This is a genomic window from Micromonospora reichwaldensis (assembly GCF_031845925.1).
Lineage (GTDB): Bacteria > Actinomycetota > Actinomycetes > Mycobacteriales > Micromonosporaceae > Micromonospora > Micromonospora reichwaldensis.
Genome location: NZ_JAVRFL010000019.1, coordinates 116,466 through 127,666, shown reverse-complemented (window position 1 = coordinate 127,666; position 11,201 = coordinate 116,466). Strand labels below are relative to the sequence as shown.

Here is an 11,201-nt window from a genome sequence, read left to right as displayed (position 1 = left end):
CGTTCCATTTGTTGGAGGTGCCGGCGAAGGTGGTGCCGGTGGAGGTGGAGACGTAGACGTCGTTGAGGGTGCCGTGGGTGAAGGTGACGATGTCGTCGCGTCCGTCGCCGGTGAAGTCCGTGGGCGAACCCGCCAGATACCGGCCACCGGACCCGCCACCCGCGTTGACCAGGGAGATGTAGTGGTTCCAGTTCCAGTGCGGACCCGGGTCGGTGTGGTCGTTGCCCGGCAGCTCGTGGTGCCCCTTGATCGCGGTACGGTTCTTCGGCAGGCCGTACTTGTCGCAGAGATAGCGGGTCAGCGCGGCCGACGAGCGGTACATGGACTCGGTGAACCAGCTCGGGTTGTCGACGAAGCCCTCGTGTTCGATGCCCACCGAGTACGGGTTGGCCGACCGCGCGTGGTAGGCGGTGTCGCCCTCGCGCACCATCTGGGTGATCTCGCCGTTGCTCGACTTCACCACGTAGTGGGCGCTCACTCCCGCCGACGGGTTCTGGAACCAGCTCACCGTGCCGGCGTACGAGCCCTGGGTCACGTGCACCACGACAGTGGTGATCCGCGAGGAGCGACCCGCCGCGTAGTTGCCGCCGTACGCCGAGATCCACCGGGCCGGCGCGTACTCGGGCACCGCCGCGGCGAGAGCCCCCGGTGCCGCCGCCCCGGCGGGGGCGACGCGGGCGTACCGGCCGAGTTCCGGTTGCACCCGCTGGGGCGTGACCCGCACGGAGGGCGCGCTGATGCCGGCCCGCAGGAGGTGGTAGACGTGGTCGGCGTACAGGCGGGCCGTCGCGTCGTCGGCGGCGTGCGCGTACCGCGCCACCACGGGATACCAGGCGGAGATCCGGTCCCGGTCGGCGGCCGTGAGCCGCTCGGCGTCGGCGAGGTCCCGCAGGAGGGCCGCGCCGCCCCTGATGTTGGCCGAGGTCACCGACTTCAGGGCGGTCACCGGTTGCCCGGTCAGTTCGGCCGCCCGTTCCAGCGTGCGCTGGCGGGGGTTGCTGACCAGGTGCATGACGCCGTAGCCGTTGGCCTGGCTGGGCTGCCCCTCGTGCCCGTCGAGCCGGGTCTCGCCGTAGCCGACGGCGACCAGCAGGTCCCTGGGTACGTCGAACTCGCCGGCCGCCCGGGTGAAGGCCGTGTCGAGCGGACCGGCGGCGGGCCTGGCCGGCGCGGCGACGGCCGGCGCGACGGGGCTCAGCAGCGCCGCCGCGAGGACAACGGCGGCACCCCCGCGCCAGGAGAGTCTGTCGGGTCTCATGGTGGTCTCCCGTCCGCGGGTCACAGGGTGGTCTCGCCGTTCAGGCCGAAGAAGTCGTGCCACTTGGCGCTGGCGCCGAAGGTGGTGCCGGTGGAGAGTCCGACGTGGACGTCGTTGGTGGCCCCCTTGGTGAACACGACGATGTCGTCCTTGCCGTCGCCGTTGACGTCGGCGAGGTAGGGGAACTCGCCGGCGAGGCAGAAGAAGTCGTGCCACTTGACGGTGGTGCCGGCGAACGACGTGCCGGTGGAGGTGGCGGCGTAGACGTCGGCGTTGGTGTTGCAGGTGAAGGTGACGATGTCGTCGCGCCCGTCGCCGTTGATGTCGCCGACGCGGGGGAGTTCGGCGCCGACGGCGAACAGGTCGTGCCACTTCTGGGGCGCGCCGAAGGCGGTGCCGGTGGAGAGGGCGACGATGACGTCGGAGGCGGTGGCGGGGCCCTGGGTGAAGGTGATGATGTCGTCGCGGCCGTCGCCGTCGACGTCGCCCAGGGCCGGGTACTCGCCGGCGATCGAGAAGTACTCGTGCCACTTCACGGCGGTGCCGGCGAACGAGGACCCGGTGGACAGCGCCACGTACACGTCGCCGGCCGCGTTGTGGGTGAAGGCGACGATGTCGGCGCGGCCGTCGCCGTTGACGTCGCCGACCGCGCCGATCTCCGCGCCGGGGGCGAACCACTCGTGCCACTTCTGGCCGCCGCCGAAGCTGGTGCCGTTCGACAGCGCCACGTACACGTCGCCGGTGTTGCCGTGCGCGAAGGTGACGACGTCGTCGCGGCCGTCGCCGTCGACGTCGCCGGTCGAGGCGGTCTCGCCGCCGATGGAGAAGAAGTCGTTCCACTTCACCGAGGTCCCGGCGAAGCCCGCGCCCGTGGAGGTGCTCACGTAGACGTCGGCGAGGGCGTTCTGGGTGAAGCTGACGATGTCGTCGCGTCCGTCGCCGCTGACGTCGGTGGCGGACCCGCCGGCGATGGCGTGGGTCCGTGCCGCCTCGTCGAGCAGGGTCCGCGCCTTCGTCGCCACCTGGTCGTAGCGGTCGGGGAAGCCGGAGCGCTGCACGCACTGGGCGACCTGGCCGGCGCTGTAGCGGGGGTTGTTGCGGTCGCAGACGATCGCCCGGGTGACGTACTGCGTGGTGGCGTAGACCGGGTCCATGATCTGCTCCGGCGTGCCCCAGCCGTAGTCCCACCGCTGCTGGAACACCCCGAGCGAGGACTTGTCGCCGCACGGCAGGTTGTTCATGTGCGACTCGACCCAGCCGGCCTCGAACGCGGAGAGCATGACCTTGTCGTTGACGTTGTGGGCGCGGGCGACCCGGTAGACGATCACGCTGATCGCGGGGTCGTGGTTGGCGGGGATGGAGGTGCAGGCCAGCGTGCCGATCGGGGCGTCGGCCTGCGCCGGCGCGGTCGCCACGACCGACGCCAGCGCGGTGCAGAGGCCGACCAGCAGTGCGAGGGGAGTACGTCTCACGATGCTCCTCTGAGGGGTGTCAGCGGCGCGGCGAGCGGTCCCGTCACAAAGGCGCGCTGCCGCCAGGAGGGCCGCCCGGGCTGACGGGTGCGCCGCCGCGTCGACACCTCCCCGTCGGTGGGAAATCGATTGCCGAGGAGTATCGCCAGGACCCCGACGGCTGTCAATGCGTCCTGGAATCTTCCTTCGGCAACTGAGCGGTGGCGGTAAAGTATTGACATCTCGCGATGCCCCCCGGTTAACTCCCGAGCAATCGATTTCTCGCGGCTCCGACGGTCATCCTGGAGGGACATCCATGAAGCCCCACCTCCGCCGCTGGCTGGCTCTGGCCGCGGCGCTGGCGACCATGATCCCCCCGACAGCGGCGCGCGCCGCCGAGCCCGCCCCGGCCCCGCGCGGCGTCGGGGCGCTCGCCGTCGTCGACGACAAGGGCCCGGTCGGCTGGGACGTCTACCGCCGCCTCGACCGGCTGCCCGAGCTGGCGGCCGGCAGCCGCACCCGGCAGTTCTCCAGCTTCGCCCGGGACGGCTCCAACGACGACGGCTTCGTCGGCACCTACTCGTGCCTGCGCCAGGCCGGCGGCTGCGTCATCGCCGAGGACCGCGGAGCCGGCGAGGTGCAGTCGATCTGGTTCACCCGCGACGACGGCAACGTCAGCGCCACCGGCTGGATCCGCGTCGAGCTCGACGGCGTCACGGTGGTCGACACCAGCCTCCAGCGCCTCGTCGACGGCGGCCTCGGCTCCCCGTTCGTGTGGCCGCTGGTCACCAACGCCGACCAGACCTCCGGCGGGGTCACCGTCAAGGTCCCCATGCCGTACCGCGAGTCCATGCGGATCACCACCCAGTTCAATCCGCTGTTCCACCACGTCACCTACCGCACGTTCGCCGACGCGGTCGGGGTGTCCAGGTTCGACCCCGCCGACCCCGCCGCCGACGTGGTCGAGAAGCTGCGCGCCGCCGGCCAGCGCGACCCGAAGCCGAGCCAGCCCGGCGCGAGCACCAGGACCGCCCGGGTCGACGTCCCGGCGGGCGGGCAGGCGACACTCGCCACGCTCACCGGCCCCGCCGCGGTCACGGCGCTGCGGCTGCGGCTGCCCGACGCCGCGGCCACCGCACCGACCCTGTCGGGCCTGCGGCTGCGGATCACCTTCGACGGGCCCGCCACCGTCGACAGCCCCGTGGGCGAGTTCTTCGGCGCCGGCCTGGGCGAGCGCTCCGTACGCTCGCTGATGTTCGCCATGGACTCCGCACCCGGCGGCTGGTACAGCGCCTGGTGGCCGATGCCCTTCCGCTCCACCGCGACGGTCTCGGTCGCCAACACCACCGGCGCCCCCGTCGCCGGCGTCCAGGCGGAGGTGACCACCGCGCCGGGCACCGCCTGGACCGGCGCCCTCGCCCCCGACGGCGCCGCCGGCTACTTCACCACCCAGTCCCGCCGCGCGGAGACGGTCGGGGGCAGCGACTGGATCGTCGCCGACCAGGCCGGCCGGGGACGGTTCGTCGGCGTGTCCCAGACCGCCCGCGGCCACATCGTCGGCGGCAACACCCGCAACTACCTGGAGGGCGACGAGCGCGTCCACGTCGACGGCTCGCCCACGCCGCAGATCTACGGCACCGGCACCGAGGACTTCTACGAGTCCGGTTGGTACTTCAACCGCGGCGAGTACAGCGGCGTCTTCACCGGCAACACCGCCCACCTGCTGCGCTCCGGCGGCTGTGCCGACGAGTGCGACGCCATGTACCGGCTGATGATCGGCGACGCGGTGCCCTACGCCACGGCGTTGCGCTTCGGCATCGAGCACGGCCCCGCCAACGACATGCCGGCCGACTACGCCTCGACCGCCTTCCTCTACACCCAGCCGACCGTCGCCCTGCGCCGCACCGACACGCTGGTCACCGGCGACGCCGCCAGCCGCGCCGGGCACGCCTACACCGACTCCGGGAGCCAGTACCCGCTGACCGCCGCGTACGAGGGCGACGACGACAACGCTCCCGTCGCCGGCCAGGTGCGCGCCACCGGCGCCGCCGCCAGCTTCCGGCTCGCCGTGGACCCCGCCAACCAGGGCGTACGGCTGCGCCGGCACGGCGACCAGGCCGGCGCGTACCAGCAGGTCGCCGTGTCGGTCGACGGCCGCCCGGCCGGCGTGTGGCGGCAGCCGCTGGGTAACGACCGGCAGCGCTGGCTGGCCGACGAGTTCGTCCTCCCGGCCGCGCTGACCGCCGGCCGCTCGGCGGTCACCGTCACCCTCACCCCGGCGGCCGGCGCCCCGGCCTGGACGGCGGCCCGCTACGAGGCCGACAGCATGGTCATCCCGTTCCCCGACGCCACCGCGCCGGGCGCGGTCACCGGGCTCGGCCTGGCCGGCGGTCGGGTGCACGCCCTCGGCCTGTCCTGGTCGGCGTCGCCGGACGACGTGGGCGTCGCCGGCTACCGGGTCTACGCCTCGCGCAACCCCAACGTCGCGACCACCCCGGCCAACCTGGTCGGCACGACCCGGACGACCACCTTCCGGCACGGCCCGCTGCCGGCCGGGCAGACCCGCCACTACCGGGTCGTCGCGGTCGACGGCGCCGGCAACGCCTCCGCGCCCTCGGCCGAGGTGTCGGCCACCACCCGCACCCGCAACACCAGCGACGCCAACGGCGACCGCCGCGACGACGCCGTCGCGTTCACCCGGGGCGCCACCGCCGACGTGACCACGTCGGTGTCGGACGGCACCCGGTTCGTGCCGGACGCCCGGCGGTGGAACGACTTCTTCGCCGTCGGCGAGGAGATCCCGTTCACCGGCGACGTCGACGGCGACGGTCGGGCCGACGTCATCACCTTCACCCGGGGCGACAGCGCCGACGTCTACGTGGGGCTCTCCACCGGCACGACGTACGCCGCCGGGGCCAGGTGGCACGACTTCTTCGCCACCGGCACGGAGATCCCCGCCGTCGGCGACGTCAACGGCGACGGGCGCACCGACATCATCACCTTCACCCGGGGCGCTGCCGCCGACGTGTACGTGGCGCTGTCGACCGGCAGCGGCTTCGGCCCCGGCGTGAAGTGGCACGACCACTTCGCGCTCGGCGACGAGCTGCCGGCGGTGGGCGACGTCGACGGCGACGGGCGCGACGACATCGTGACGTTCACCCGGGGCGCCACCGGCGACGTGTTCGTCTCCCGCTCCGACGGGACGCGGTTCGTCGAGGACGGCTGGAAGTGGCACGACTCGTTGGCGCCCGGCGACCAGTTGCCGGCGCTCGGCGACGTCGACGGCGACGGGCGCGACGACGTGGTGACGTTCACCCGGGGCACCGCCGGCGACGTGTTCGTGGCGCTCTCCGACGGCACGCGCTTCGTCGCGCAGGCCGGCAGGTGGCACGACTGGTTCGCGGTGGGCGACGAGCTGCCCGGCATCGGCGACTTCAACGGCGACGGAAGGGCGGACCTCGTGACGTACACGCGGGGGACCAGTGCGGACACGTACGTGGCGCTGTCGACCGGCGGCGGCTTCGGCGCGGGCGTCAGGTGGCACGACCAGTTCGCGCCCGGCACCGACCTGCCCCGGCCGAGCGTGTCGTGATGCGCGCGCCCCGGATGCTCGCGGTGCTCCTGCTCGGCGCGGCCCTGCTGGCCGTCCCGGCCGCGCCGGCCGCCGCCGAGGACGTCGTCCGCGCCGAGGCGGAGTCGCTGACGGTGCTCTCGTCCACCGCCCCGGTCGAGGCGCAGGCCAACTGCTGCGGGGTCGCCTGGTCGGCGGGCCGCCAGCTCTGGCTGCGCGCCGCCCGGGCGGGGGACTCGGTCACCGTGTCGCTGCCGCCGGTGCCGGCCGGGCAGTACGACATCGGCGCCGTGCTCACCCGCGCCGCCGACTACGGCACCCTGCGCTTCGCCGTCGACGGGGTGGCCGTCGGCCAGCTCTTCGACGGCTACGCCCCGACCGTGCGGCGCGTCGAGGCCGTACCGCTGGGATCGGCCTCGCTCGCTGCCGGCAGCCACCGGCTGACGGTGACGGTGACCGGCCGCTCCGCCTCCTCGACGGGGTTCTTCGCGGGACTGGACACGCTCACCCTGCGCCGCGTCGGCCCGCTGGCGGCGGTCACCACGACGGCGTACGAGACGGTGGCCGAGACGCCGGCGCGCGGGCCGCTGACGCGGGTCTACGACCCGGGCGTGGGGGAGCCGACGGCGTGGTACTACAACGACCACACGATCGTGCGCGACCAGCGGACCGGGCTGTGGCACGCCTTCGCCATCGCCCACGCCGAGCCCGGCGCGCCGCAGGACGAGAAGAGCTTCGGCCACGCCACGGCGCCCACCCCCACCGGGCCGTGGACGAAGCAACGACCGGCGTTGACGGCCGACCCGTCGAGGGGCGAACAGTGGATCTGGGCGCCCCACGTCGTCCACGACCAGGGCACCTACTACATGTTCTACGCGGCCGGCAGCCCCGACTACGCGAACTACCGGATGCACCTGGCTACCTCGACCGACCTGTCCACCTGGACCCGCAGCCCGGCCAACCCGCTGTTCACCGACGGCTGGGAGGGCCGCGACCCGATGGTGACCCGGGTCGGCGACCGCTGGGTCATGTACTACACGGCGACCTCGAACCCGCAGGGCGGCAACCACGTGGTCGCGTACCGCACCAGCACCGACCTGCGGACGTGGAGCGGCCGGGGCGTGGCGTACGCGTCGCCGCACACCGGCCGGGCCGCCGGGCAGACGGAGTCGCCGTTCGTGGTGCGCCGGGGGGACTGGTGGTACCTCTTCGTCTGCTGCGACGGCACGGACTACGGCGCGGCGTACCGGCGCACCGCCGTCTACCGCAGCCGCGACCCGCTGCGCTTCGAGGGGGCGGAGAAGGTGACCGTGCTCGACGCGCACGCCGCCGAGGTGGTGGTGGACGGAGACACCTGGTACCTGAGCCACGCCGGCTGGGGCCAGGGCGGGCTGTGGCTCGCCCCGCTGACCTGGTCCACCCAGGTGGTCGCCCGCGGCTACCAGGTGAGCACCGGCTTCCTGCGCGCCGACGTGCGCACCTGGCCGCACACCCGGATCGCGTCCCTGGCGGTCGACCCGGCCGGCGCGGGGGCCTACCGGCCGGCGTTGGACTCGTCGCACCGGGGCACCGCTCCCTACCTGGCGGTCGGCCGCTTCGACGTCACGGACCGGGCGGGCCCGCCGGCACGGGTGGACGTCTCCGCCGACGGGTCCCGGATCAACCTGGTCGGCATGCGGATGGGCGACGAGCCGGTCACCGCCGACTGGCTGCTGACCGTGGCGCCCCGCTGGACCGGGCCGGCGTTGCAGAGCGACGTCACCTGGTCGGTGACCGGCCAGACGACGGCGCCGGTGTGGGAGGTGGCGTTCAACGTCGACGGCGCCCTGCCGGCGGTCGGGGATCCCGCCGTGGCGGCCCGGCCGACGGGGGACGTGCCGGGGATGCCGACCTGGTCGATGACCTCCGGGGCGAATCTGTCCCTCGTGGCCGCCCACCGCTGGGCCTCGGCGTGGCGCGGCGACAACACCTGGTACGACGCCGGTCACGCGATGGCGGCCTGGCAGCCGCTGTGGCGCAACGGGGGCACCGCGTGGCCGCCGGGACAGTACCCGGGCGGGACGTGGCGGTTCGCCGCCAGCGGGGCGGGGCGGGACACCGCGTTCGCCGAGACCGTCCACGCGGCGGTCAACGCGGTGCCCTGAGGGGGCCCCGGTGCGGCTCGGGCGGCGGGTGGCGGCCCGGCCCGCACCGGGGGCGTTGACATCACTTCGATGCCCGTCTATGTTGCCAGAAATCGATTTCCGATCTTCCCGGAGGCCCGCATGAGCGACCAGGTCATCGTCGCCATGTCCGGCATCACCAAGCGCTTCGGCGGCGTCCACGCCCTGTGCGGCGTGGACCTCACCCTGCGCGCCGGCGAGGTCCACGCCCTGCTGGGGGAGAACGGGGCCGGAAAGTCGACCCTGATCAACATCCTCTCCGGCGTCGTCACCGACTACGACGGGGAGATCTCGATCGGCGGCCGGCCCGCGCGCTTCGCCGGCCCGGCCGCCGCACAGGCCGCCGGCATCGCCACGATCCACCAGGAACTCGACCTGGTGCCGGCGCTCTCCGTGGCCGAGAACCTGGTGCTCGGCCGGGAACCACGCACCCGGCTGCGGACGCTCGACCGGCGGGCGATGACCCGCGCCGCCCGGGACTGGCTGGGCCCGCTCGGCGCCCAGATCGATCCGCGCCGGCCCGTCGGTTCGCTGCGCGTCGGCGAGCAGCAACTCGTCGAGATCGCCAAGGCGCTCTCCCTCGACGCCCGCGTCCTCGTCATGGACGAGCCGACCGCCGCGCTCGCCGACGCCGAGGTGCGGCGGCTGATGTCCACCATCCGCGCGCTGCGTGAGCGCGGCGTGGCCGTCGTCTACATCTCCCACCGGCTCGAGGAGATCGAGCACATCGCCGACCGGGCCACCGTCCTGCGCAACGGCGAGGTGGCCGGCACGCTGCGCCCGGACCGTGCCGACCGGCAGCGGATCATCACGCTGATGGTCGGCCGCCCCGCCGAGGCGCTGTTCAGCGCGGGGTCCGCCGGGCCCGCCCGCCCCGCGGGGCCCCCGGTGCTGGAGGTCGACGACCTCGCCGTACGCCCCCGGGGCACCCGGCCCGGGCGCTGCGAGCCCGCCGGCGTCAGCCTGACCGTCCGCGCAGGGGAGATCGTCGGCCTGGCCGGCCTGATGGGGGCGGGCCGCACCGAACTGCTGGAGACCCTGTACGGCGCCGGCCCGCCCGGTCGCCGCAGCGGCCTGGTCCGGCTGGCCGGCCGCCCGTACGCCCCGCGCGGCCCCCGCGCCGCCCTGCGCGCCGGCGTCGGCTTCGTGCCGGAGGACCGCCGCCGCTCCGCCCTGGTACTCGAGCACCCCGTCGGCCGCAGCATCGTCCTGGCCGCCCTGCGCCGGCTCAGCACCGCCGGGGTCGTCCGCGCCGGACGCGAGCGGGACGCGGTGCGCCAGCAGGTCGCCGCCCTGGCGATCAAGACGTCGTCGGCCGCCGCGCCCGTCGGCTCGCTCTCCGGCGGCAACCAGCAGAAGGTCGTCTTCGCCCGGCACCTGCTCACCCGCCCCCGCCTGCTGCTGCTCGACGAGCCGACCCGGGGCGTCGACGTCGGCGCCAAGGCGGAGATCTACCGGCTGCTGCGCCGCCTCGCCGACGACGGCATGGGCATCCTGCTCGCCTCGTCGGAGCTGCCCGAGCTGACCGGCGTCTGCGACCGGATCGTGGTCCTGCGGCGCGGACGGGCCGTCGCGGAACTCGCGGCCGACGGGTGCACCGGCGAGGACATCCTGACCGCGGCCATGGGCGGCACGGCCGCCGGAAGGGACGACCGATGACCCACCTGCGCGCACCGGACCAGGGGCCCGGCACGCCGCTGGCGCCGGCCGGCGGCGACCCGGCGGCCGGCGCCGGCCGGTGGCGCCGGCCCGGCGGCCGGGGCGACCTCGTCGAGCGGCTCTTCGCCGTGCAGAGCCTCTTCGCGCTGCTGCTGGTGTTCGTGCTGGCCATCGCCGTCTCGCCCCGCCGCGACGGTGAGATCCTCTTCCTGTCCACGGAGAACCTCGGCAACATCGTCCGCGCGGTGTCCGAGATCGGGATCATCGCCATCGGCATGACGTTCGTCGTCCTGCTCGGCGGCATCGACCTCTCCGTCGGCGCCATCCTCGGCCTCTCCGCCGTCGGCACCGCGACGCTGATGGTCGACTCCGGGCTCGGCATCCTGCCCGCCGTCACCGTCGTGCTGCTGATCGGCGCCCTCTTCGGCGCGTTGCAGGGCTACGCGACGGCCCGGCTCGGCATCCAGTCGTTCATCGTCACCCTCGCGGGACTCCAGGTCGCGCGCGGCCTCGCCCGGATCTGGTCGGGCGGGCTCGGCATCCCGATCGCCTACGGCGACGGCCCGCAGGAGGCGCCCCCCGCGTTCGAGATCCTCAACGGCACGATCAACGGGGTGCTGCCCGTCCCGGCCGTGCTGTTCATCGGCATCGGGGTGGCCGCGATCGTCGTGCTGCGCAAGACCGCGTTCGCCCGCCACGTCTACGCCATCGGCGGCAACGAGAAGGCGGCCCGGCTCTCGGGGGTGCCCGTGCTGCGGGTCAAGGTCGCGGTCTTCGCGATCGCGGGCCTGCTCGCCGCGGTGGCCGGCATCATCCACGCCGGACAGCTCAACCAGGGCAGCCCCAACGACGGCGCCGGCTACGAACTCGACGCCATCGCCGCCGTGGTCATCGGCGGCACCAGCCTCGCCGGGGGCACCGGCTCGATGGGCGGCACCCTCGCCGGGGCGCTGCTGCTCGGCATCCTCAACAACATCCTCGCGCTCAACAACATCGACGCCAACGTGCAGCTACTGATCAAGGGACTGGTGATCGTGGCCGCCGCCGGGCTGCAGAAGCTCCGCCGCAGCATCGTCTGAACCGCCATCGAACAAGGAGCG

Annotated in this window: 6 protein-coding genes; 4 read left to right on the top strand and 2 right to left on the bottom strand. The window is 73.9% G+C overall.

Translation table 11 applies throughout. The features are described 5' to 3' along the window. Together RM555_RS17730 and RM555_RS17725 are read right to left on the bottom strand one after the other, a co-directional pair. A partial coding sequence (locus RM555_RS17730; protein ID WP_311412797.1) for an N-acetylmuramoyl-L-alanine amidase occupies positions 1-1,258 on the bottom strand: 1,258 nt, incomplete at its 3' end. Positions 1,259-1,278: 20 nt separating this feature from the next. After that, a complete protein-coding gene (locus RM555_RS17725) occupies positions 1,279-2,730 on the bottom strand; it encodes an FG-GAP repeat domain-containing protein (RefSeq protein WP_311412796.1) in 1,452 nt (483 codons plus the stop codon). Positions 2,731-3,025: 295 nt separating this feature from the next. Between RM555_RS17725 and RM555_RS17720 the strand changes: the two genes are divergently transcribed. The 4 genes from RM555_RS17720 (at position 3,026) to RM555_RS17705 (ending at position 11,180) form a co-directional block, all read left to right on the top strand. After that, positions 3,026-6,301 carry a DUF2961 domain-containing protein gene (locus RM555_RS17720; RefSeq protein WP_311412795.1) on the top strand — a complete coding sequence of 1,092 codons (3,276 nt, stop codon included), beginning with the start codon at positions 3,026-3,028 and terminating at the stop codon, positions 6,299-6,301. Next, positions 6,301-8,424: a family 43 glycosylhydrolase gene (locus RM555_RS17715; protein WP_311412794.1), complete on the top strand. Its 2,124-nt coding sequence runs from the start codon at positions 6,301-6,303 to the stop codon at positions 8,422-8,424. Before RM555_RS17720 ends, RM555_RS17715 begins: the two co-directional genes overlap by 1 nt. Positions 8,425-8,544: 120 nt before the next feature. After that, a complete protein-coding gene (locus RM555_RS17710) occupies positions 8,545-10,101 on the top strand; it encodes a sugar ABC transporter ATP-binding protein (RefSeq protein WP_311412793.1) in 1,557 nt (518 codons plus the stop codon). Next, entirely contained in the window at positions 10,098-11,180 is a 1,083-nt protein-coding gene (locus RM555_RS17705; protein WP_311412792.1) for an ABC transporter permease, read from the top strand. Before RM555_RS17710 ends, RM555_RS17705 begins: the two co-directional genes overlap by 4 nt. Positions 11,181-11,201 lie beyond the last annotated feature (21 nt).

Bases quoted from the DNA above. Each gene is read 5' to 3' on its own strand.
- RM555_RS17720 (WP_311412795.1), top strand. From the start codon at position 3,026: ATGAAGCCCCACCTCCGCCGCTGGCTGGCTCTGGCCGCGGCGCTGGCG.
- RM555_RS17715 (WP_311412794.1), top strand. From the start codon at position 6,301: ATGCGCGCGCCCCGGATGCTCGCGGTGCTCCTGCTCGGCGCGGCCCTG.
- RM555_RS17710 (WP_311412793.1), top strand. From the start codon at position 8,545: ATGAGCGACCAGGTCATCGTCGCCATGTCCGGCATCACCAAGCGCTTC.
- RM555_RS17705 (WP_311412792.1), top strand. From the start codon at position 10,098: ATGACCCACCTGCGCGCACCGGACCAGGGGCCCGGCACGCCGCTGGCG.